This is a genomic window from Castellaniella sp. GW247-6E4, assembly GCF_040276065.1.
Taxonomy (GTDB): domain Bacteria; phylum Pseudomonadota; class Gammaproteobacteria; order Burkholderiales; family Burkholderiaceae_B; genus Castellaniella.
In genome coordinates this window covers 61,409-83,790 of the sequence record NZ_JBELOI010000007.1, presented here as the reverse complement: position 1 = coordinate 83,790, position 22,382 = coordinate 61,409, and the positions used below count along the sequence as shown (strand labels likewise).

Sequence of the window (22,382 nt, the reverse complement as noted above, 5' to 3'; positions counted from 1 at the left end):
TCCAGCATCCAGCCCTCAGCCGTGCTGGCCCGCCAACAGCCAACGCCATCCCGGCAGCAGAGCGTCGCGCGACGCCGTGCGGTGGCCGCGCCCTGGCAGGAGGGCGCTGTGCAGGCGCAGGCCCGGACAGCGCGCGAACTCCGCCGCCAGATCCCGCGCGCCGTCCACCATGCCGCGCGCGCGCCGCATGGCCAGGCGCCGCACCTGTTCCTCCGGGTCCGCATCCGCATCGTCCGGCCCCAGCCCCTGTTCATGCTCGCCCACCGTGAGAAAGACGCCCAGCGCGGGCACGCCGCTGGCGCACAGCCAGTCCCGCCGCCGGCGCAGCAGGCGGACCACATGGCGATCGCCCCACCAGACCGAGGGACTGGACAGTACATAGCCGTCGAACGCGTCGGGCCGGTGCGTCATGGCATACAGACCGAACAAGGCGCCCAGGGAATGGCCGCAGAACACCCGCCGCCGGTCATCGAGGCGATACCCCTCCTGCGCCACGCGGCCGCGCACGCGCTCCAGGGCTCGCCACCAGTGCGCGGCGTGGCCGGCGACGCCAGGCGGCGGCGTGCGTCCGCGACGCCGGGGGGTATAGTCCCATACCCGGTCCGCGGGCGCGCCCGGCGCAACGCCGACGAGCACCCCCGGCAGGCCGGACGGGTCGGCGCACATCATGTCGAATTGATGCGCATCCAGCACATAGGCGCAGGACCAGCCCGCCGCGGGCGGGGGCCGGGACGGCGCGGCAATCCGCACCGCGCAGGCGCGACCGTCGGCCAGAGGCAACATGAAGGGCGTGGGCGCAGCGGGCATGGATGACGTCCGGGACGGAAGACCCCATGATCCACTATACTTTCCATGCTGTAAACGGTTCTCATTCTTTTCATGGCCCGAGCATGCCCACGCATGCGCGGCCCGTCGCCCCCTTGGCATGGACTCCTCCCTGACGCCCGCCGCCCCAGCCCTGCTCCACTACCGGCACATGCTGCGCCGCCGCTGGCTGCTGGTCGCGGCGCTGGGCGCCGTGATCTTGGTATCGATCCTGGCGGACTTCATGCTCGGTCCCTCGGGCCTGGGCTGGGCGGAGCTCAGCCATGCGCTGTTCCACCCCGCGCAAGCCGATCCGACCACTCGAGTGATCGTCTGGGACATCCGCCTGCCATATGCGCTGATGGCCGTCGCCATCGGACTGGCCCTGGGACTGGCCGGCGCCGAGATGCAGACCATCCTGAACAATCCGCTGGCCAGTCCCTTTACGCTCGGAATCTCGTCGGCGGCCGCCTTCGGCGCGTCGCTGGCCATCGTCCTCGGACTGTCGCTGCCGGGAGTGCCGCAATCCTGGGCCATCGCGGCCAACGCGTTCGTCTTCGCCCTGGTGTCCGCCCTGCTGCTGGATGCGGTGGCGCGCTGGGGCTCGATGAGCACGGCAGGGCTGGTGCTGTTTGGCATCGCGCTGGTGTTCTCGTTCAACGCCGCCGTGTCGCTGGTCCAGTTCGTCGCCAGCGCCGAAGCCCTGCAGGGCCTGGTGTTCTGGACCATGGGCAGCCTGGCGCGCTCGTCCTGGCCCAAGGTCGGCATCATGCTGCTGGCGTTCGCCATCCTGCTGCCGCTGTCGCTGCGCGACACCTGGAAACTGACGGCGCTGCGCCTGGGCGAGGACCGGGCGGCGAGTTTCGGCATCGACGTGCCGCGCCTGCGCCTCACGGCCCTGGTGCGCATCAGCCTGCTGGCGGCGCTGGCGGTGTCCTTCGTGGGCACGATCGGCTTCATCGGCCTGATCGCACCGCACATCGCACGCCGCCTGTTCGGCGAGGATCATCGCTTCTACCTGCCGGGCAGCGCCCTGGTGGGCGGCACCATCCTGTCGCTGGCCTCCATTGCCTCCAAGAACATCGTGCCCGGCATCATCATCCCTGTCGGCATCGTCACCTCGCTGGTGGGCGTGCCGTTTTTCCTGGCGGTGGTGCTGCGCCGCCAGATGAGGTAGGGCCGCTGTGTTCCAGATCCAGGACCTGTCGGTGGCCTACGGCCGCCGCCCCATCATCCGGAACCTGTCGGCCGGCCCGCTGATGCCCGGCCGGGTGGTGTCGCTGCTGGGCCCCAACGGCAGCGGCAAATCCACATTGCTCAAGGCCCTGGCCGGCCTGCTGAAGGCCGCGCACGGACAGGTGATGCTGGACGGGCAGGACCTCACGCGCCTGTCCTTCGAGCGGCGGGCGCAGCGCGTGGTCTATCTGCCGCAGTCTCTGCCGGCGGCGGTCCACCTGAGAGTGTTCGAGTCCGTCCTGGTCGCCGCGCGCGCCTCCGACCTGGACCCGCAAGCCCAGGCCGTCGATCCCCAACGCATCCTGGACGTGCTGCGCCGCCTGGGCATCGAGCACCTCGCCATGCACTACCTGGACCAGCTCTCGGGCGGGCAGAAGCAGCTGGTGGGCCTGGCCCAGGCCCTGATCCGCAAGCCGCGACTGCTGCTGCTCGACGAACCGCTCTCGGCCCTGGATCTGAACTACCAGTGCCACGTGATGGATCTGCTTACCCAGGAAACGCGCGAGCACCACCTGACCACGTTGATCGTGCTGCACGATCTGAATATCGCCCTGCAGCGCAGCGACGAGGCGCTGCTGATCCGCGCCGGCGAGCTGGCCGGCCACGGCAGGCCACACGAGGTCATCACGCCGGAATCGCTGGCCCGGGTCTATGAGGTGTCGGCCCGGGTCGAGACCTGCTCGCGGGGGCTGGCCCACATTCTCATCGACGGACTGTGCGCGCCGACCTCATGACCCTCAGCCCGACCTCGATTCCGCCCCGGGCGCTGCGCCCGGGACCGCCGCCCGACCGCCATCAATCCATGCGTCCCCATCCCTCGACTCCTTGCCCCGCCGCCCCCATGGTCGCCCCCTCGCCGCGAGCCCAGCCCGGGCAACGCCTCGCACGCCTGCGCACCGCGCTGCCGGCGCTGCTGTTGTCGGCGCTGCTGGCCGGCGCAGCGATGTTCGCGCCGCCGGCCGCGGCGGCCGCCATCGAGGTCACCGACATCCTCGGCCGGCAGGTTTCCCTGCCGGGACCCGCGCAGCGCGTGGTCCTCGCCCAGGCCCGGCACTTTCAGGTCCTGTCGCTGCTGACACCGGATCCAGCGGCGATCCTGGCGGGCTGGTCCGACGAGTTCAAGACCTCTTTCGAGCCGGACTATGAGGCGGCGCTCGCGCGGTTTCCCAGCTTGGCCCAAGTGCCAGTGGTGGGGCGTCACCGGGCCGATTCGTTCTCGGTGGAAAGCACGCTGGCGCTGCGCCCGGACCTCGTGGTCATGACCGCGTCGTTCGCCGGCCTGGCGCCGGGCCAGGCGGCCGCCGAGTCGCCGCTCATCGGCCGCCTGGAGACGGCCGGCATCCCCGTGATCGTGATCGACTTTTTCATGCGGCCCATGGAGAACACCATCCCCAGCCTGCGGGCGCTGGGCCGGGCGATCGGCCACGAGGAGCGTGCCGAGGCGTTCATCCACTTTTACGAAGAGCACCTGGGGACCGTCGCGCGGCGGCTGGACGGCCTCGCCGACGCCGACCGCCCGCCGGTCTTCGTCCACGCGCACGCGGGCAGCACTGACTGCTGCAATTCGCCGGGCGTGGGGACCTTCAATGAAATGATCCGCTACGCGGGCGGCCACAACATCGGTGCCGACATCCTGAAAACGGCGACGGGCAAGCTGAACTTCGAATACATCAACTCGCGCGCGCCGCGGGTCTACGTGGCCACGGGCACGGGCTCGCGCATGGCCAAGGGCCTGGCCATCGGCGCCGGCGTGGACGACGCCACGGCGCGCGCCAGCCTGCGACGCGTGATCGAGGGCAACCATCTCGATGCCCTGCCGGCCGTACGCTCGGGCAACAGTCACGGCATCTGGCATGCCTTCAACGACTCCCCCCTGCACGTGGTGTTCATCGAGGCGCTCGCGCACTGGATCCACCCGGACCGGTTCGCCGACATCGATCCGGCCGCCACGCTGCGTGCCATCAACACCCAGTTTCTCGCCGTGCCCTTGCGGGGCACCTACCTCGTGAACCTGCAGCCCCGGCCATGAGCATGCCGGGGCGCCCGCTGAGCACCCTCCTGGCGGCGGATGCGGCCGGGAGGCGGCCGGCGCGGCGTCTGCGCCTGTACGCTCCGGACGGCCCGCCGCCGCCCGCCGGCTGGCCCCTCCTGGTCCTGCTGGACGGCGACTGGGTCTGGCCGCTGGCGCCCGCGCCGGACGCCCTGGCCCGCTGCGCCGTGCTGATCCCCGGCCACGACCCGGGCAAGGAACAGACACTCGCGGGCCGCGCCCTGGACTACACACCGCCCGCGCCGGACGGCGGGCGCTGGCCCGACCCGCGCGTGCCCCGCTGGCAGTGCGGAGGCGCCGACGCTTTCCTGGACGAACTGCTGGGCCCGATGATGGACTGGGCGCGCGCGCAAATCGTCATCGACGGCAGTCGCACGAGTCTCTACGGCCACTCTTACGGTGGCCTGTGCGCGCTGTACGCGCTGGCGAGCCGGCCCGGCGCCTTTGCGCATACGATCGGCGCCAGCCCCTCCTTGTGGTGGCGCAAGGGCCTCATCGGCGACCTGCTCGACAATCTGCGGGCAGCACCGCCGACGCGCCCGCTGCGCCTCACGCTGATGGCCGGCACCCATGAGGCATGGCACCCGCAACCTCGCGACCCCGCGGCGCCGCAGGCCCGCAGAAGGGGCGGCGTGCCCACGTTGCCGGCCCTGCGGGCGCTGGGCCGGCGCCTGGCCGACATCCGCGGCCTGGACTGCCGGCTGGAACCACTGGAGGGCATCGGTCACGGCGAGGCCCTGTCCGCATCGGCCCGGCGCGCCATCGCGCTGGCGGCATCCTGATAACCGCCATGATCGAGACCTTGGTCATCGCCTCGCACGGCCTGCCGGACGCCGGCCAGGCACGGCGCCTGCGCCACGACCTGCCGCCCGAGGAATGGCAATGGATCGCCCGCCTGCACCAGCCGGCGGACCGCCTGCGCAGCCTGGCCGGGCGCGCGCTGGCGCGGCGCTTGCTGGCCACGCGCCTGGGCCTGGCGCCGGCCGAGGTGCGCTTGGTCGCCGGCCCGCACGGCAAGCCGGCGCTGGCGCACAGCCCGCCCCAGTGGCATTTCAACATTGCCCACAGCGGATCCCAGGTGCTCGTCGCCCTCGGCCCGCATCCGCTGGGCGTGGACGTGGAAACCTGTCCCGACACCGTCGACGAGGCGCTGCTGCTGCGGGTGACCGGCGAACCCGCCGGCACCGCCGGGGCACTGGTTGCGCCGCGGGCTTTCTGTGTCGAGTGGGTCTGCCGCGAAGCCGTCCTCAAGACCTGCGGCCTGGGCCTCGCCCTCGAGCCGGGTCGCCTGCGGCTGGCGACGGCGGTCGGTGGCTGGCGCCGGGTTGGCGGAGCACCACAGGCCGAGGGCCTGCACGTCCGCGTGCTATGGCAATCGCCGCTGCACTGCGCCGCCCTGTGCCTGCCGGCGGCCGCCGCGCCGCCGGCCTGGCGCCTGCTGCGGCTGAACCTGGACGACTGGCTGGAGAGCCCCGGAATACGGGCCTGAACGGAAGCTGAACCCGATTTCAGGATGGACTGGCGCAAGGAAAATTTCTATACTCTTAGAATATAATCATTCTCATTATCATGATTAAATTCATTCCCTAGATGCATGCGCCAGCCCAGACATGGCCCGCCGAATTCGCCGAGCGCTATCGCGCCGCCGGCCACTGGCGCAACGAAACCTTTGGCGCGTGGCTGCGCGAGCGCGCCACGGCGCATCCGGACCGGGTCGCGGTCACCGGCGGCGACCAGCGCTGGAGCTACGCCGAACTGGACCGCAGAGCGTCGGCCCTGGCCGCTGGTTTTTTGCAAGCCGGCTTGCAGCGCGGCGACCGCGTCCTAGTGCACCTGCCCAACATCCCCGATTTCATCGGCGTGGTGATGGGCCTGTTTCGCGCCGGCCTGATCCCGGTCTACGCCTTGCCCGCCCATCGCATCGCGGAAATCGAGCATTTCGCCAGGGGCTCGGTGGCGCGCGCCTACGTGGCCGCCGCGACCCACGGGAGCTGTGACTACCGCGTGCTGGCGCGCGAACTGCGCGCGCGCTGCCCCTGGGTCGAGCGCGCCTGGATTGTCGGCGAAGCCGGAGGGCACACGGCCCTGGAACCCCTGTACGCGACCGATGGCACCGCGACTCCAGCCACCGTGTCGCAGGGACCGGACGTCGCTTTTCTGCAGATTTCGGGCGGCAGCACTGGTTTGTCCAAACTGATCCCGCGCACCCACGACGACTACATCTACACCCTGCGCGAATCGGCGCGAATCTGCGGCCTGGGGCCGGACACGGTCTTTCTCGGCGCCTTGCCGATCGCGCACAATTTCCCTATGAGCTCGCCAGGCTTCCTCGGCACGCTGTACGCCGGCGGACGGGTCGTACTCAGCCCCTCGCCCGATCCGGAGTCGGCCTTTGTGCTGATCGCGCGCGAGGGCGTGACGGTCACCAGCCTGGTGCCTCCGCTGCTGCTGCAATGGCTGGACCTGGCGCCCAACACACCCCACGACCTGAGCAGCCTGCAAACCATCCAGGTCGGTGGGGCCAAGCTCTCGACCGAAGTTGCCCGCCGCGTGCGCCCGGTGCTGGGCGCGACCCTGCAGCAGGTCTTCGGCATGGCCGAGGGGCTGGTCAACTACACACGCCTGGACGATCCCGACGACCTCATCATCCACACGCAGGGCCGCCCGATCAGCCCCGACGACGAGATCCTGATCCTGGACGACGCGGGCCAGCCGGTCCCTCCGGGCCAGGCCGGGCACCTGCTCACGCGCGGCCCCTACACGATCCGCGCCTACCACGACAACCCGTCCGCCAACGCACGTGCGTTCACCGCGGACGGCTACTACCGCACCGGCGATGTGGTGCGCATGACGCCAGAAGGCTACCTCGAGGTCCAGGGCCGCGCGGGCGACCACATCAACCGGGCAGGAGAAAAGATCTCCGCGGAAGAGATCGAAGACCATCTGCTGTCGCACCCCCAGGTCTATGACGCCGCCGTAGTGTCGGTGCCCGACGAGTATCTGGGCGAGCGCAGTTGCGCCTTCATCATCCCCAAGGGCGACAAACCGCGCCCGGCGGCGCTCAAGCAATGGATCCGGGAGCGCGGCGTGGCGGACTTCAAGGTCCCAGACCAGGTCGTGTTCGTTGAACGCTTCGCCTCGACCGCCGCCCTGAAGATCAGCCGCAAGGCCTTGCGTGCCGAGCTGCGGGCCCAGTTGCTGGCGCGGCAGGACACATCAGGAGAATGACCATGCCCGCATCGACCTCAAGTCCGTTGACGCTGGAGCGCATGCGTGAGGACATCGCCCACGTGCTGCACGAGGACCCGGCGGATATCCGCGATGACGACAACCTCATGGACCTGGGCCTGGACTCCATGCGCATCATGCGGCTCGCCTCGCGCTGGCGCGCGGACGGCGCCACCCTGGATTTCGCGGATCTCGCGGCCGAGGCCACCCTGGCGCACTGGTGGACCGTCGCGTCCCGGGGCATGGGCTCGACGGCATGAGCCTCCCGCACCACGCGGCGGGCGGCTCAACGCCCACAGCCGATACCGCGCCGCCGGATTGGGCACCGCTGACCGAGGCTCAGGAGGGCCTGTGGTACGCCCAGCGCCTGGATCCGACCAGCCCGATCTTCAATCCGGCACACTGCACCACGCTGCGCACCGCGCTGGATGTGCCGCGCTTCACGCAGGCCGTGAATCAGGCCCTGGCCGAAGCGCAAGCCCTGTCCCTGCGCTTCGACGAGCACCCCGCTGGCCCCGTACAGGCGCTGGACCCGGCCCGCGCGCCGCGCCTGGAGGTCCGCGACCTGCGCGCAAGCCCCGAGTCGCAGGCCCTGGAACAGGCCCGAGCCTGGATACGCCGCGACCTCGCGCGCCCCGTGAACCCGCTCATCGATCCCCTCGCACGCCAGGTCCTGTTCCTCTGCGGCCCCACGACGACCCTGTGGTACCAGCGCGTCCATCATCTGGCCGCCGACGGCTACGGCATGGCGCTGGTCGAGGGGCGGGCGATACGGCTGTATCACGCGCTGGTCACCGGAACCACGTCCGGGGAGCCGCCGCTCGCGCCGCTCGCGCCGGTCTGGGCCGAGGACCGGGCCTGGCGGAGCAGCGCCGCGCGCGACGCGGCCCGCGCGTTCTGGCTGGCACACTGCGCGGGGCGCATGCCGGCCGCCAGCCTGGCCACCGGCACCGCCCTCAGCGCCGCAACCTGCCTGCGCGAGGAACACGCCGCGCCCATCGCCCTGGTGGACGCCCTGCAAGCCCTGGAAGCCGCCACCGAGGTAAGCTGGCCCGACATCCTCACAGCCCTGGGCGCCGCCTATGTGGCCCGGCATCTCGGCCCCGCCGACTGCGTGGTGGGCGTGCCCGCCATGGGGCGCCTGGGCAGCCGTAGCGCGCGCGCCGTGGCCACGGTCATGAACGTGGTGCCGTGGGTCTGCCCCCTGGACGAGACCGCCCCCCTGCCCGAACTGCTGGCCGCCGCGGCACGCGCCCTGCGCGGCATCCGCCGCCACAGCCGCTATCGTGCCGAGCACCTGCGCCGCGACCTGGCGCTGCCCGGCGGCCTGCCCCGCCTGCACGGCCCCATTCTCAATGTCCTGCCCTTTGACGCACCCTACGCGGCGGCTGGGCTGGACGCCTCCCAGGCCGTGCTGTGCACTGGCCCGGTGGAGGACCTGACGTTCAGTTTCCGCGCCGCACCCGACGGCGGCGACCTGCGCATCGAGGTCGAAGCCAACCCGGCCCTGTACTCCGCGGCCCAGGCGCAGGCCCACTTGGCGCGCCTGACAGCATTCCTGGCGGCGGCCCTGCGCGCGCCCCGGCTGACCGAGGTGCCTACCCTGACGCCCCGGGAACACGAGCGCTGGGCGCTCGCACCCAACCGCACGGACCACCCCCTGCCTGCGGGCACGCTCTGGTCGCGCATCCAGGCGCGCCTGCGGGCGCACGCCGCGCGCGTGGCCCTGGAGGACGCCGATGGCGCCTGGACCTGCGCGGACATCGACGCGTGGACGCAAGCGGCCTGCGCCCGCCTGCGGGCCGCCGGCGCCCGCCCGGGGGAACGCGTGGCCGTGGCGCTGCCGCGCTCGGCGCAGCGGGTGCTGTGCCTGCTGGCCATCCTGCGCAGCGGCGCGGCCTACCTGCCGCTGGACCCACGCCAGCCCGCCGCCCGCCTGCGCCGAATCCTCGAGGACTCGCGCGCATGCGCCCTGCTGGGGCCCGCGGCGCTGTGCGAGGGCCTGGCGACGCAGCCGCTGTCGCCGGCCGAGCTGGCGGCCGGCGAGCCCGATGCGGTGGACGAGCCGATCGCCGGCCCCGAGGATCCGGCCTACGTGATCTACACCTCGGGCTCGACAGGCGCCCCGAAGGGCGTCATCGTGCCGCACGCGGCCATCGTCAACCGGCTGGAGTGGATGCGCGAGCACTATGCCATCGGCCCCGGGGACCGCATCCTGCAAAAAACCCCCGCCACGTTCGATGTGTCGGTCTGGGAGCTGTTCCTGCCTTTCCTGAGCGACGCGCGCCTGGTGGTGGCGCCGCCCGACGCCCACCGCGACCCGGCGTGGCTGTGCCGCCTGATACGCGCCCATGGCATCACCGTACTGCATTTCGTGCCGTCGATGCTGGCCGCCGTGCTGGAGGAGCCCTCGGCCAGGGGCCTGGGCGCACGGCTCGTGTTCTGCAGCGGCGAGGCCCTGCCGGCGTCGCTGCGCGACCGCTTCCACCGGACGCTCCGGGCGGGATTGCACAATCTGTACGGCCCCACCGAAGCCGCCGTCGACGTCTCATACTGGGAGGCCCATGCCGGCGACGACAGTCAGCCCGTCCCCATCGGCCGGCCGGTCTGGAACACCGGACTGCACGTACTGGACGAGCGGCTGCGGCCCGTGCCGCCGGGCACTCCGGGCCAACTCTACTTGAGCGGACGGCAGCTCGCGATCGGCTATCTGGGCCGCCCGGACCTGAGCGCCGAACGCTTCATCCCCGCGCCGCCGGGCCTGCCGCCAGGCCGCCTGTACGCCACGGGCGACCTCGCGGCGCGCCGCGAGGACGGCGCCGTGATGTACCTGGGCCGCCTGGACCACCAGGTGAAACTGCGCGGCCAGCGCGTCGAGCTGGGCGAGATCGAGGCGGTGCTGTCCGCCTGCCCCGAGGTCGCACAGGCCGCCGTCCTCGCCCGCGAGGATCAGCCCGGCCACGCCCTGCTCGCCGCCTACCTGGTGACCGAGGCGGGCCACGATCCGGATCCCGACGCCCTGGCGGCCCATGCCGCGGCGTATCTGCCCGACTACATGGTGCCCTCGGCCTGGGTGTTCCTGCCTCACCTGCCAGTCACCGCCAACGGCAAGCTCGACCGCCGGGCACTGCCGATCCCCGAGCGCACGGGCCCCGCAGCCGGGCGCCCGCCGCGCACCGCGTCCGAGCGCCGCGTGGCCGAGGGCTTTCGCGCCATCCTCGAGCTGCCGGGTCTGCCGGGCGCCGACGACGATTTCTTTGCACTGGGCGGCCATTCGCTGCTGGCGGCGCGGCTGGCCTTATGGTTGCGGGATACGCGGGACGTTTCGCTGGGCACGATCTTTCAATATCCCACGGTCGCGCGCCTGGCCGCGCACCTGGACACCCCAAGCCACGGGCCCGCCGAGGCGCCACAGGCCGGTTTCGGCCCCGTGGTGACACTGCGCGAGGACGGGGGCCGGCCGGCCCTGTTCTGCATCCACCCGGCCGGCGGCCTGTCCTGGTGCTACGGGACCCTGGCCCGCGCTCTGGCCACGCCGCGCACGGTCCACGGCCTCCAGGCGCCCACGCTGGCCCTGGACGGCGGCGCGCCAGCCGCCACCCTCGCGGACATGGCGCGCGACTATGCCGACCGAGTGCAAGCGCTGCAGGGCGCGGGGCCCTACCACCTGGCCGGCTGGTCGGTGGGCGGCATCCTGGCTCAGGCCGTGGCCGCTGAGTTGCAGGCGCGAGGCGCGGCGGTCGGCGTGCTCGCCCTGCTGGATGCCTACCCTTGCGAAGCGTGGCGCAACCGGCCGGAACCCGCGCCCGAGGACCTGTACAAGGCCTTGCTGCACATCGCCGGTGCCGACCCCCAGGCGCTGCCGCCGCAGCGGCTGAACCGCGCAGGGGTTGTCGAGTTCCTGCGCGCCCAAGACCATCCCCTGGGCGCGCTCTCGGACGCCCGGCTGGACGCGGTCTTCGACACGGTGGCTCACACCAACCGTCTGGTCCGCGGCCACCGACACGCGCGGTACGCCGGTGCGGCGCTGCTGTTCCAGGCCGCCCTGGATCCCATCGATGCCGGTCTCGACCCACAATCCTGGCGGCCCCACGTCGGGGCGCTGACGGTCCATGCAATACCCGCCACGCACGCCGCCCTGCCGGCGACCGAGGCCGTTGGACGCATCGCCCCGGTCCTGGACGCTCGCCTCGCCGCCGCCGACCGGCCGCGGCGCAACGACCCGTGGATCCCGGCACGCCCTTCTTCTCCAGACACACCCCAGCACAAGGAAACCGCATGACTTCGACCATTCCCCGGCGCCGGCTCGCGCGCGCCGCCCAGTTCCTCCTCGCCGGCGCGTGCCTGGGCCTGGCGGCCGGCTGCGCCGCCACCGATCCGGTGCCGCCGCCGGCCACGGCCGTGCCCGCCACGCCCACCTGGACCCTCGAGGCGCACGGCATCGACCTGACCCCGGGGGTCTACCAGATTGCCTACAGCGCCCGCACGCAGCGCCTCTACGTCGCCAGCGCCGTGGGCCGCCCGCCCGTGCGCGAATCCCGGCTGTTGAAGATCAACCCCGCCACCCTGCGCATCGAAACCGCCATCACGCCCGCACCGCAGGCAAGCCGCCAGGACGGGCAGGTCCAGGCCATCTACGGGATCGCGATCGACGATGCTCACGGACAGGTATGGGCCACCAACACCCGCAGCGGCTCGGTCGCCGTCTACCGGCAAGCGGATCTGGCCCTGGTCAAGCAGTTTCCCGATGGCATCACACCGCACGCGCGCGACGTGCTGATCGACGCGGCGCACGACCGCGCCTACGTGTCATCACCGGCCAGCAACGTCATCCACGTGTTCGACACGGCCACGCTGCAGCCCCTGCCCGGCATCACCCTGAGCGGCGGGGGCGAGGCGCCCAAGCCCATGAGCCTGACCCTGGATGCGGCCAACCAGCGCCTGTACACCGTCAGCCTGAACACGGCCGAAGTCTTTGCCATCGACACCGCCACCGGGCGCCAGGCCGCCCGCTACACCGTGCCGGGCGCACTGGGCGCCTCGGGCATCGCCGTGGACAGCCAAGCGCAACGAATCTACGTGGCCTCGCAGAAATCGGGGGACGTCGCCGTGCTCGATGCGCGCGACGGCCGCGTACTGCAACGCGTGCACACCGGCGCGGGTGCGCTGAACGTGGCGTTCGATCCGCTGCACCGCCTGGCCTATGTGGCGAATCGCGGCGCGGGAACGGTCACGGTCCTCGACGACGGGGGCGCCATCCAGGCGCAGGTCGCCACGGGCTCGGCCCCGAACCACATCGCCATCGACCCGCAGGGCACGGCCTGGCTGCTGGTCAAGACCATGGGCCGGCACGATCCGAGCGGCGACCGCTTGATCCGCATCGAGGCGCGCGCCAAGTGACATGGGCATGCTGATCCACGCTACACACGCCCCGGCGGCGCAGCCCAGTTCGCTGGCCGATTTCCGGCCGGGCGACAGCCTGTTCGCCTCTCAAGACAGGGTCTACCATGGCCGTGGCGCCCTGCTGCGCGCCCAGGCGACGGGCGGCGTCGCACGCCGCGCCGCCGAGCTGCTGGCCGAGGCGGCGGACCAGTTGGCCGCGCCGGTGCTGCTGGGCCTGTTGCCCTTCGACCCCGCCCGGCCCACGCAGCTCCTCGTACCCGAGGCGCGGTACCGCATGGCCGCACCGGGCGAACAGCCCCCGGCGTGCCCGGCACGTATTCTGCGGCACCAGGAGCATCCCTCGGGTGACGACTATGAACACGGCGTGCGCGAGGCCCTGAGGCGCATGGGCGGCGATCCGACGCTGCGCAAGGTGGTGCTGGCGCGCACCCTGCGGATCGGGCTGGAGCAGCCCGCCGATATCCGCCGCATCCTCGGGCGCCTATGGTCGCGCAATACGAACGGCTACACCTACGCCATACCGCTGGGGGTCGGCGGCGACTATTTCCTGGGCGCCAGCCCCGAACTGCTGGTGCGGCGCCAAGGCCGGCGGATCACCCTCCATCCGCTGGCCGGCACCGCGGCACGCCATCCGGACCCCACCGCCGACGCGCGCCAGGCGCGGGCGCTGCTTGATTCACCCAAGGATTTGCGCGAGCACGCCGTGGTGATCGAGGCCATCGAGGCCGCGCTGCGCCCGCTGTGCCGCGTCCTGGACATCCCCGCCCGGCCCAGCCTGACCGCCACGGCCCGCCTCTGGCACCTGGGCACACCGATTTCGGGCGAACTGGCCGATCAGACGATCGGCGCGCTGGACCTCGCCCTCGCCCTGCACCCCACACCGGCCGTTTGCGGCCTGCCCGCCACCGCCGCGCGGCGCGCCATCGCCGACATCGAGCCCTTTGAGCGTGGCTATTTCGCGGGCGCCGTGGGCTGGTGCGATACCGCCGGCGACGGCGCCTGGTCCGTGGCCATCCGCTGCGCCCACGCCGCCGGGCGCGACCTGACCCTATACGCCGGCGCCGGCATTGTCCCGGGCTCGATCCCCGCGCAGGAGCGCATCGAAACCGGCAACAAACTGCGCACCATCCTGGACGCGCTGGACCTGGATCACACCCTATGAGCATCCCCTCTCTCGCGTCCTACGACATGCCTGGCGCGCCGGTGCACAACCGCGTGCAGTGGCGTCCCGACACTCGCCGGGCGGCGCTGCTGATCCACGACATGCAGGACTACTTCCTGGGCAAATACAACGTGGCGCGCGCGCCTATCCCAGCCTTGATCGCCGCCATCGTCCGCCTGCGGAATTGCTGCGACACGCGGGGCATCCCGGTGTTCTACACCGCGCAACCCCTCGTGCAGCCCGACGCCGACCGCGCGTTGCTCAAGGACTTCTGGGGGCCCGGCCTGACCGCGCCCGGCCAGGAAACCGGCGCGGGCATCGCCGCACCTCTGTCCCCCCATCCCGGGGACATCGTCCTGACGAAATGGCGTTACAGCGCCTTCCAGCGTTCCGACCTGCGCGCGCGCCTGGACAGGCTGGGCCGCGACCAACTCATCATCACCGGCGTCTATGCACACATCGGCTGCATGAGCACGGCCCTCGAAGCCTTCATGCAGGACGTGCAGCCGTTTCTCGCCCTCGATGCGTGCGCGGATTTCAGCCTGGCCGACCACCAGATGGCCATCGCGCATGTCTCGCGCTGCTGCGGCATGAGCCTGACGACTCGGGAAATCTGCGAGGCCCTGTCATCATGAATATCCCCCCTTCCCTTGCATCCGGGTTTTCGGGCCGCCGAGTCCTCGTGACCGGCGCGGCCAGCGGCATCGGCGCCGAGGTCGCCCGGCAATTGCTCGCCCAGGGCGCCGCCGTCGCCGCTACCGACAGCGACGAGGTGGGTCTCGCGGCCCTGCGCCGGTCCGCCGCCCCGGATCCGTGCAGCGGCGGGCGCCTGTGGACGGCGCCCCTGGATGTGCGCGACCCTGACCGGGTCGAACGGGTCGTCGTCGAGGCTGAGGGCGCCCTGGGCCCCCTGGACGGCCTGGCCTGCGTGGCGGGCGTGCTCGAGATGGGCGACGTGGTCGATCTAAGTGATGCGCAGTGGGCGCATTGCTTCGCAGTCAATGCAACGGGCGTGTTCCACGTTTGCCGTGCGGTCGCGCGCGGCATGCGAGCCCGCGGCGCCGGGGCCATCGTGAACGTCAGCTCGAACGCCGCCGGCACCCCGCGCGCCGGCATGTCCGCATATGCGGCCTCGAAGGCGGCGGTCACGCAGTTCAGCCGCTGCCTGGCGCTGGAGCTCGCGCCGCAGCGGATCCGGGTCAACATCGTCTCGCCGGGATCGACGGACACCGCCATGCAACGGGCCATGTGGGCTCAGGGCAGCTCGCGCGCGGCCGTCATCCAGGGTGATCCGGCACGCTGGCGCCTGGGCATTCCGCTGGGCAGGATCGCCACGCCCGGGGATATCGCCGAATCCGTGCTGTTCCTGCTGTCCGAGCGCGCCCGCCACATCACCCTGCACGACCTGCGCATCGACGGCGGCGCCACCCTCGACCAGGGTTAAATAATATTTTTCAACCTTTCATATAGGGGTTTTCCCATAAAGTCGGATCCGAAAAATCCAGTTTTCCTTTTATTTTTCAATTTATTTGTTACGTCCCTATTTTAAATGAATGGATATTTAGCCATTCATAAAAGGGGACGGATCATGGATGGAAACTATTGTCCCCACCCTGCAGAGGGCGTAACTTTCTGAACTCTGCCGCGCGCCGCGGCACCCGGTATCCGCCTCGCGAGTTCCTCCATGACCCACCCCACTGCCTGCCCTCCCGGACTGCCCGCCCCGCAGGGCCTCTACCACCCCATGCACGAACACGACGCCTGCGGCGTGGGCTTCGTGACGCACATCAAGGGGCGCAAGAGCCACGCCATCATCCAGCAGGCGCTCAAGATCCTGGAAAACCTCGACCACCGGGGCGCCGTCGGCGCCGACGAATTGATGGGCGATGGCGCGGGCATCCTGCTGCAGATTCCCGATGAGCTCTACCGCGAGGACATGGCCGCCCAGGGGGTGACCCTGCCGCCGCCTGACGAATACGGGGTGGCGATGGTGTTCCTGCCCAAGGAAACGGCCTCGCGCCTGGCCTGCGAACGCGAGCTGGAACGCGCGGTGCGCGACGAAGGCCAGGTGGTGCTGGGATGGCGCGATGTGCCGGTTGACCACGACATGCGGATGTCGCCCACCGTGCGCGCCTGCGAACCGGTGATCCGCCAGCTCTTCATCGGTCGCGGGCAGGACATCATGGTGCCCGACGCGCTCGAGCGCAAACTGTACGTGATCCGCAAGACCGCCAGCCATGCGATCCAGCGCATGCAGCTCGCGCACGGCCAGGAATATTTCGTGCCGTCGATCTCGGTGCGCACCGTGGTCTACAAGGGCCTGCTGCTCGCCAGCCAGGTCGGCGTCTATTACCGCGACCTGGCCGACACCCGCACCGTATCCGCCCTGGCGCTGGTGCACCAGCGCTTTTCCACCAATACCTTCCCGGCCTGGCCGCTGGCCCACCCCTACCGCATGATCGCCCACAATGGCGAGATCAATACCGTCAAGGGCAACTTCAACTGGCTGCGCGCGCGCGAGGGCGTGATGAGCTCGGCCGTGCTGGGCGAGGACCTGGGCAAGCTCTATCCCATTGTCTACGAGGGCCAGTCGGACACGGCGACCTTTGACAACTGCCTGGAACTGCTGGTGATGTCGGGCTATTCGCTGGCCCATGCCATGATGATCATGATCCCGGAGGCGTGGGAACAGCACGCCGACATGGACGAGACGCGGCGCGCGTTCTATGAGTACCACGCCGCGATGATGGAACCCTGGGACGGCCCGGCGGCGGTCGCCTTCACTGACGGCCGACAGATCGGCGCGACTCTGGATCGCAACGGCTTGCGTCCGGCGCGCTACCTGATCACCGACGACGACATGGTGATCCTGGCCTCCGAGGCCGGCACCCTGTCGATCCCCGAGCACCGCATCATCAAAAAATGGCGCCTGCAGCCCGGCAAGATGCTGCTGATCGACCTGCAGCAGGGCCGCATCATCGAGGATGCCGAGATCAAGTCGCAACTGGCCAACGCCCATCCGTACCAGCAATGGATCGAGCGCCTGCGCATGAAGCTCGAGAACCTGCCGGCCCTGAAGGCCGACGACACGTTGCCGCCCAGCGCCTCGCTGCTGGACCGCCAGCAAGCCTTTGGCTGGACCCAGGAGGACTTCAAGTTCATCCTGGAGCCCATGGCGCGCAACGGCGAGGAGTCCATCGGCTCGATGGGCAACGACGCCCCTCTGACGGTGCTGTCGGACCGGCCCAAGCCCTTTTACAGTTATTTCCGCCAGATGTTCGCGCAAGTGACCAATCCACCGATCGACCCGATCCGCGAGCAGTTGGTGATGTCGCTGGTGTCCTTCATCGGCCCCAAACCCAACCTGCTGGACATCAACAACGTCAACCCGCCACTGCGCCTCGAGATCAACCAGCCGGTGCTGGACCAGGCGGCGATGGCGCAACTGCGCCACATTGGCAGCCTGACGGGCGACAAGTTCCGCTGCCATGAACTGGACATCACCTACCCGGCCGCCTGGGGCCACGAGGGCATCGAGGCCTGTCTGGCATCCCTGTGCGCCAGCGCCGCCGACGCGGTGCGCAGCGGCTACAACATCCTGCTGGTGAGCGACCGCAGGGTCGACGCCGAGCGGGTGGCCATCCCAGCCCTGCTGGCGACCTCGGCCATCCACCTGCACTTGATCCGCGCGGGCCTGCGCACCAAGACCGGCCTGATCGTCGAGACCGGCTCGGCGCGCGAGGTGCACCATTTCGCGCTGCTGGGCGGCTACGGCGCCGAGGCCGTGCACCCGTACCTGGCGCTGGAATCGCTGTCGACGATGGCGGGCTCCCAGGCCGCACCCGAGGGCGGCCCGGGGATACTGCCCGATGCCGACACCGCCATGCACAATTACATCAAGGCAATCGGCAAGGGCCTGAAGAAGGTCATGTCCAAGATGGGCATCTCGACCTACATGTCCTATACGGGCGCGCAAATTTTCGAGGCCGTCGGCCTGCACAGCAGCCTGGTCCAGAAATACTTCACCGGCACCCCGAGCAACATCGAGGGCATCGATATCTTTCAGGTCGCCGAGGAGGCGCTGCGCACGCACCACGCGGCCTTCAGCAGCGACCCGGTATTGGCCGGCGCGTTGGACGCGGGCGGCGAGTACGCCTTTCGCATCCGCGGCGAGCAGCACATGTGGACGCCGGATTCCATTGCAAAGCTGCAGCACGCCACGCGCGCCAACAACTACTCGACCTTCAAGGAATACGCTCAGCTCATCAACGATCAGTCGCGCCGCCACATGACCCTGCGCGGCCTGTTCGAGTTCCGCGTCGATCCGGCCAAGGCGATTCCGCTCGCGGAGGTGGAGCCCGCCAAGGAAATCGTCAAGCGCTTCGCCACCGGCGCGATGTCGCTGGGTTCGATCTCGACCGAAGCCCACACCACGCTGGCCGTGGCCATGAACCGCATCGGCGGAAAATCCAACACCGGCGAGGGCGGCGAGGACGCCCTGCGCTACCGTGCCGAGATGCGCGCGGGCAAGCCCACGGTAAGGAAGGGCGACAGCCTGGCCTCCGTCCTTGGGGCCGAGCGCATCGCCAGCGACGTGCCCCTGGCCGCGGGCGACTCGCTGCGCTCGCGCATCAAACAGGTGGCCTCGGGCCGCTTTGGCGTGACCGCCGAGTACCTGTGCAGCGCCGACCAGATCCAGATCAAGATGGCGCAGGGCGCCAAGCCCGGCGAAGGCGGCCAGCTCCCCGGCCACAAAGTCACCGATTACATCGCCCAGTTGCGCTACTCGGTGCCGGGCGTGGGCCTGATCTCGCCGCCGCCGCACCACGATATCTATTCGATCGAGGATCTGGCGCAACTCATCCACGACCTCAAGAACGTCAACTCGCAGGCCTCGGTATCGGTAAAGCTCGTGGCTGAAGTGGGTGTGGGCACCGTAGCCACCGGGGTGGCCAAGGCCAAGGCCGACCACGTGGTGATCGCCGGACACGACGGCGGCACCGGCGCCTCACCGGTCTCCTCGATCAAGCATGCGGGCATCCCCTGGGAGCTCGGCCTGTCCGAGACCCAACAGACGCTGGTGCTCAACGGCCTGCGCACGCGCATCCGCGTCCAGGCCGACGGCCAGATGAAGACCGGCCGCGACGTGGCGATCGCGGCGCTGCTGGGCGCCGATGAATTCGGCTTCGCCACCGCCCCGCTGGTGGTCGAGGGCTGCATCATGATGCGCAAGTGTCACCTGAACACCTGCCCGACCGGCGTGGCCACCCAGGATCCCGAGCTGCGCAAGAAGTTCAGGGGCAAACCCGAATACGTCGTGAACTACTTCTTCTTCGTCGCCGAGGAGGTCCGTGAAATCATGGCACAGCTGGGCATCAGCCGCTTCGATGATCTGATCGGCCGGGTGGACCTGCTCGATACGCGCAAGGGCATCGAACACTGGAAGGCGCACGGCCTGGACTTCAGCCGGATCTTTCACGCCGTGCCCAGCACCGAGCCCGTACACCAGACGATCGAGCAGGACCATGGCCTGGCGCACGCCCTGGACCACCAGTTGATCGAGCGCAGCAAGGCGGCCCTGGAGCGCGGCGAAAAAGTATCCTTCATCACCCCGGTGCGCAACCGCAACCGCACTATCGGCGCCATGCTCTCGGGCGCGGTGGCCACGCGCTACGGCCACGAGGGCCTGCCCGAGGACACCATCCACATCCAGTGCAACGGCTCGGCCGGGCAGAGCTTTGGCGCCTTCCTCGCGCACGGCATCACGCTTGACCTGGTGGGCGAGGCCAACGATTACGTGGGCAAGGGCCTGTCGGGCGGCCGCATCATCGTGCGCTCGCCCAACGACTTCCGCGGCTTCGGCCCCGATCACATCATCGCCGGCAACACCGTGCTGTATGGCGCCACCGGCGGCGAGGCGTACTTTAACGGCGTGGTGGGCGAACGTTTTGCCGTGCGCAACTCGGGCGCCGTCGCCGTGGTCGAGGGCACGGGCGACCACGGCTGCGAGTACATGACCGGCGGCACCGTGGTGGTGCTGGGCGAGACCGGGCGCAATTTTGCGGCCGGCATGTCCGGCGGCGTGGCCTACGCCTGGGATCCGAAGCAGACCTTTGCGCGCCGCTGCAACCCCAGCATGGTCCACCTCGAGGCCCTCGAGGCCCACGACATCCAGTCGCGCGCCGACGAACGCCACGCCTGGCACAGCATGACCCGCGCCCACGAGCGCGAGACCGACGAGACCATCGTGCGCCGCCTGGTCGAGAACCACTTCCGCCACACGGGCAGCTTCCGCGCGCGCGAGATTCTCGACGACTGGCCGCAGGCGCGCCGCGCCTTCGTCAAGGTCACCCCGGTCGAATACCGCCGCGCACTGGGCGAGTTGTGGGCGAGCGCCCAGGCTCAAACGGTGGCGGCCTAAGGAAACGAGAACATGGGAAAAATTACAGGATTCATGGAGTTCGAGCGGGTCACGCCCCCCTACGAGGCCCCGGCCTCGCGACTGCGCCACTGGAAGGAATTCGTGCCCGTCCTGACCGACGAGCAGGCCAGGATCCAGGGCGCGCGCTGCATGGATTGCGGCATTCCGTTCTGCACCCACGCCTGTCCGGTCAACAACGTCATCCCGGACTGGAACGACCTGGTCTATCGCCAGGACTGGCGCCGCGCGCTGGACGTGCTGCTGTCAACCAACAATTTCCCCGAGTTCACCGGCCGCATCTGCCCGGCGCCTTGCGAAGCCGCCTGCACGCTGAACCTGAACTTCGAAGCCGTGGGCATCAAGTCGATCGAGCACGCCATCATCGACCGGGGCTGGGCCGAAGGCTGGGTCGTGCCCCAGCCGCCCACGCGCAAGACCGGCAAAAAGGTCGCCGTCATCGGCTCGGGCCCCTCGGGGCTAGCCTGCGCTCAGCAGCTCGCGCGGGCCGGCCACGGCGTGTCCGTCTATGAAAAGAGCAACCGCATCGGCGGCCTGCTGCGCTACGGCATCCCGGATTTCAAGCTGGAAAAGGCCCACATCGACCGCCGCGTGGCCCAGATGGAGGCCGAGGGCGTGGAATTTTTCCCTTCGACCTACGTGGGCCGCCCCGAGGACGCCGAGGACGGCCTCACCGTGGTCACACCGGAGGATCTGCTGGAGCACCACGACGCGGTGGTGCTGGCCGGCGGCGCCGAACAGCCGCGCGACCTGCCGGTGCCCGGGCGCGAGCTGCGCGGCGTGCACTTCGCGATGGATTTCCTGCGCCAGCAGAACAAGCTCAACCACGGCGACCGCATCGCCCGGCCGATCAGCGCCAAGGACAAGCACGTCATCGTCATCGGCGGCGGCGACACGGGCTCGGACTGCGTGGGTACCAGCAACCGCCAGGGTGCGGCCTCGGTGACGCAGTTCGAGCTGATGTTCAAGCCGCCCGAAGCCGAGGACAAGATGCTCACCTGGCCTTACTGGCCGATCAAGCTGCGCACCTCGAGCTCGCATGAGGAAGGCTGCGAGCGCGACTGGGCGGTGGGCACCCAATCCTTCGAAGGCAAGGGCGGCAAGGTGGAAAAGCTCGTCGCCGCGCGCCTGGAATGGCTGCGCGACAAGGCCACCGGCCAACTGAAGATGCGCGAGGTGAAGGATTCGCGCTTTGAGATGCCCGCCGACCTGGTGCTGCTGGCCATGGGCTTCGTGGCCCCGGTGCGCGCCGTGCTGGACGCCTTCGGAATCGCGGTCGACGGACGCGGCAACGCGCAGGCCAGTACCGACGACTACTGCAGCAGCCGCGCCAAGGTGTTCGCCGCGGGCGATATGCGCCGCGGCCAGTCCCTGGTGGTCTGGGCGATCCGCGAGGGACGCCAGTGCGCGCGCTCGGTGGACGAGTTCCTGATGGGCGCGTCGGTGCTGCCGCGCTGACCAGAAGGCGGATCCGCCCGGCGGGCGGAAGCGCGGTGCGGCTGACGGCCGATCAATGCGGGATGCCGATGTCCTCCCAGCCGGGATGGTCGAAGTATTCGCCATAGCGGTTCAGGGCCTGAGCCAGGCCGACCACCCCGCCGGCGCGTGATTGGCCGGCCTGCTTGCCGCCGACGACCTCGGCGCTGGCGACCACCTCGCCCAGGATGACGTGCAAGGCGGCATCCGCCTCGGGAGGCAGTTTGCAGTTCTCGACGATATAGGCCAGCTCGCGGTCGGTCCGCGCGCCCAGCCCGTCGTATTGGGCATCGGTGAATGTGCCCGCGTGCGCCGCGGGCAGCGCCTCGGATACCACTCCACGCAGATTGCCCATGGCCAGGCGCAGGGGGTCGTCGGTGGCCCACTTGCGGCCATGATCCAGTGTCAGCGCAGTGGTTTCGGCATGCCCGTGCTCGTGCGCATCAGCAGCGAGGGCGGGACTGCCGGCCAGCGGCATGGCAAGGCTCAGGGCAATGATGAGGTGGCGGGTGAAAGTTTTCATGTGGCGGCTCCTGGAGGTATCGCGTGAATGTCAGTTCGACGTTGATACAAACGCCCCAAGG

At 70.0% G+C, this 22,382-nt stretch carries 16 protein-coding genes; 14 read left to right on the top strand and 2 right to left on the bottom strand.

Annotated elements, in window-relative coordinates; all coding sequences use genetic code 11:
- Positions 1-15: 15 nt before the first annotated feature.
- Positions 16-807, bottom strand: a complete 792-nt coding sequence (locus ABS761_RS10205) for an alpha/beta hydrolase (RefSeq protein WP_350408206.1) — start codon at positions 805-807, stop codon at positions 16-18.
- 118 nt (positions 808-925) lie between these two features.
- On the opposite strand from ABS761_RS10205, the gene ABS761_RS10200 reads away from it, so the two are divergent.
- The 14 genes from ABS761_RS10200 (at position 926) to ABS761_RS10135 (ending at position 21,780) form a co-directional block, all read left to right on the top strand.
- A complete protein-coding gene (locus ABS761_RS10200) occupies positions 926-1,981 on the top strand; it encodes a FecCD family ABC transporter permease (protein WP_350408205.1) in 1,056 nt (351 codons plus the stop codon).
- A gap of 7 nt (positions 1,982-1,988) precedes the next feature.
- On the top strand, positions 1,989-2,774 hold the full coding sequence (locus ABS761_RS10195; protein WP_350408204.1) for an ABC transporter ATP-binding protein: 786 nt from the start codon (positions 1,989-1,991) through the stop codon (positions 2,772-2,774).
- Positions 2,771-4,069 carry an ABC transporter substrate-binding protein gene (locus ABS761_RS10190; RefSeq protein ID WP_350408203.1) on the top strand — a complete coding sequence of 433 codons (1,299 nt, stop codon included), beginning with the start codon at positions 2,771-2,773 and terminating at the stop codon, positions 4,067-4,069. Before ABS761_RS10195 ends, ABS761_RS10190 begins: the two co-directional genes overlap by 4 nt.
- Positions 4,066-4,872: an alpha/beta hydrolase gene (locus ABS761_RS10185; protein WP_350408202.1), complete on the top strand. Its 807-nt coding sequence runs from the start codon at positions 4,066-4,068 to the stop codon at positions 4,870-4,872. Before ABS761_RS10190 ends, ABS761_RS10185 begins: the two co-directional genes overlap by 4 nt.
- Positions 4,873-4,880: 8 nt before the next feature.
- Positions 4,881-5,579: a 4'-phosphopantetheinyl transferase family protein gene (locus ABS761_RS10180; RefSeq protein WP_350408201.1), complete on the top strand. Its 699-nt coding sequence runs from the start codon at positions 4,881-4,883 to the stop codon at positions 5,577-5,579.
- Positions 5,580-5,680: 101 nt separating this feature from the next.
- Positions 5,681-7,318 carry a (2,3-dihydroxybenzoyl)adenylate synthase gene (locus ABS761_RS10175; RefSeq protein WP_350408200.1) on the top strand — a complete coding sequence of 546 codons (1,638 nt, stop codon included), beginning with the start codon at positions 5,681-5,683 and terminating at the stop codon, positions 7,316-7,318.
- Positions 7,319-7,320: 2 nt separating this feature from the next.
- Entirely contained in the window at positions 7,321-7,578 is a 258-nt protein-coding gene (locus ABS761_RS10170; protein ID WP_350408199.1) for a phosphopantetheine-binding protein, read from the top strand.
- The gene (locus ABS761_RS10165; protein WP_350408198.1) at positions 7,575-11,600 is read left to right on the top strand and encodes a non-ribosomal peptide synthetase; all 4,026 of its coding nucleotides are present in this window, start codon (positions 7,575-7,577) and stop codon (positions 11,598-11,600) included. The genes ABS761_RS10170 and ABS761_RS10165 overlap by 4 nt, the downstream gene beginning before the upstream one ends.
- Positions 11,597-12,718: a YncE family protein gene (locus tag ABS761_RS10160; protein WP_350408197.1), complete on the top strand. Its 1,122-nt coding sequence runs from the start codon at positions 11,597-11,599 to the stop codon at positions 12,716-12,718. The genes ABS761_RS10165 and ABS761_RS10160 overlap by 4 nt, the downstream gene beginning before the upstream one ends.
- Before the next feature lie 7 nt (positions 12,719-12,725).
- Positions 12,726-13,883 carry an isochorismate synthase gene (locus ABS761_RS10155; RefSeq protein WP_350408196.1) on the top strand — a complete coding sequence of 386 codons (1,158 nt, stop codon included), beginning with the start codon at positions 12,726-12,728 and terminating at the stop codon, positions 13,881-13,883.
- The gene (locus ABS761_RS10150) at positions 13,880-14,518 is read left to right on the top strand and encodes an isochorismatase family protein (RefSeq protein WP_350408195.1); all 639 of its coding nucleotides are present in this window, start codon (positions 13,880-13,882) and stop codon (positions 14,516-14,518) included. Before ABS761_RS10155 ends, ABS761_RS10150 begins: the two co-directional genes overlap by 4 nt.
- Positions 14,515-15,327 (top strand): 2,3-dihydro-2,3-dihydroxybenzoate dehydrogenase, encoded by an 813-nt coding sequence (locus ABS761_RS10145; RefSeq protein ID WP_350408194.1) that lies wholly within the window; start codon positions 14,515-14,517, stop codon positions 15,325-15,327. The genes ABS761_RS10150 and ABS761_RS10145 overlap by 4 nt, the downstream gene beginning before the upstream one ends.
- Positions 15,328-15,567: 240 nt before the next feature.
- Positions 15,568-20,304 (top strand): glutamate synthase-related protein, encoded by a 4,737-nt coding sequence (locus ABS761_RS10140; RefSeq protein ID WP_350408193.1) that lies wholly within the window; start codon positions 15,568-15,570, stop codon positions 20,302-20,304.
- Positions 20,305-20,316: 12 nt separating this feature from the next.
- A complete protein-coding gene (locus ABS761_RS10135) occupies positions 20,317-21,780 on the top strand; it encodes a glutamate synthase subunit beta (RefSeq protein ID WP_350408192.1) in 1,464 nt (487 codons plus the stop codon).
- Between the two features lie 52 nt (positions 21,781-21,832).
- Here the strand turns inward: ABS761_RS10135 and ABS761_RS10130 are convergent, their stop codons facing one another.
- Entirely contained in the window at positions 21,833-22,321 is a 489-nt protein-coding gene (locus ABS761_RS10130) for a hypothetical protein (RefSeq protein ID WP_350408191.1), read from the bottom strand.
- Positions 22,322-22,382 lie beyond the last annotated feature (61 nt).

Excerpts from the sequence above, each read along its gene's own strand:
- ABS761_RS10135 (WP_350408192.1), top strand. The coding sequence starts at position 20,317 with ATGGGAAAAATTACAGGATTCATGGAGTTCGAGCGGGTCACGCCCCCC.
- ABS761_RS10150 (WP_350408195.1), top strand. The coding sequence starts at position 13,880 with ATGAGCATCCCCTCTCTCGCGTCCTACGACATGCCTGGCGCGCCGGTG.
- ABS761_RS10155 (WP_350408196.1), top strand. The coding sequence starts at position 12,726 with ATGCTGATCCACGCTACACACGCCCCGGCGGCGCAGCCCAGTTCGCTG.
- ABS761_RS10190 (WP_350408203.1), top strand. The coding sequence starts at position 2,771 with ATGACCCTCAGCCCGACCTCGATTCCGCCCCGGGCGCTGCGCCCGGGA.
- ABS761_RS10180 (WP_350408201.1), top strand. The coding sequence starts at position 4,881 with ATGATCGAGACCTTGGTCATCGCCTCGCACGGCCTGCCGGACGCCGGC.
- ABS761_RS10205 (WP_350408206.1), bottom strand. The coding sequence starts at position 807 with ATGCCCGCTGCGCCCACGCCCTTCATGTTGCCTCTGGCCGACGGTCGC.
- ABS761_RS10170 (WP_350408199.1), top strand. The coding sequence starts at position 7,321 with ATGCCCGCATCGACCTCAAGTCCGTTGACGCTGGAGCGCATGCGTGAG.
- ABS761_RS10185 (WP_350408202.1), top strand. The coding sequence starts at position 4,066 with ATGAGCATGCCGGGGCGCCCGCTGAGCACCCTCCTGGCGGCGGATGCG.
- ABS761_RS10160 (WP_350408197.1), top strand. The coding sequence starts at position 11,597 with ATGACTTCGACCATTCCCCGGCGCCGGCTCGCGCGCGCCGCCCAGTTC.
- ABS761_RS10140 (WP_350408193.1), top strand. The coding sequence starts at position 15,568 with ATGACCCACCCCACTGCCTGCCCTCCCGGACTGCCCGCCCCGCAGGGC.
- ABS761_RS10130 (WP_350408191.1), bottom strand. The coding sequence starts at position 22,321 with ATGAAAACTTTCACCCGCCACCTCATCATTGCCCTGAGCCTTGCCATG.
- ABS761_RS10200 (WP_350408205.1), top strand. The coding sequence starts at position 926 with ATGGACTCCTCCCTGACGCCCGCCGCCCCAGCCCTGCTCCACTACCGG.
- ABS761_RS10145 (WP_350408194.1), top strand. The coding sequence starts at position 14,515 with ATGAATATCCCCCCTTCCCTTGCATCCGGGTTTTCGGGCCGCCGAGTC.
- ABS761_RS10175 (WP_350408200.1), top strand. The coding sequence starts at position 5,681 with ATGCATGCGCCAGCCCAGACATGGCCCGCCGAATTCGCCGAGCGCTAT.
- ABS761_RS10165 (WP_350408198.1), top strand. The coding sequence starts at position 7,575 with ATGAGCCTCCCGCACCACGCGGCGGGCGGCTCAACGCCCACAGCCGAT.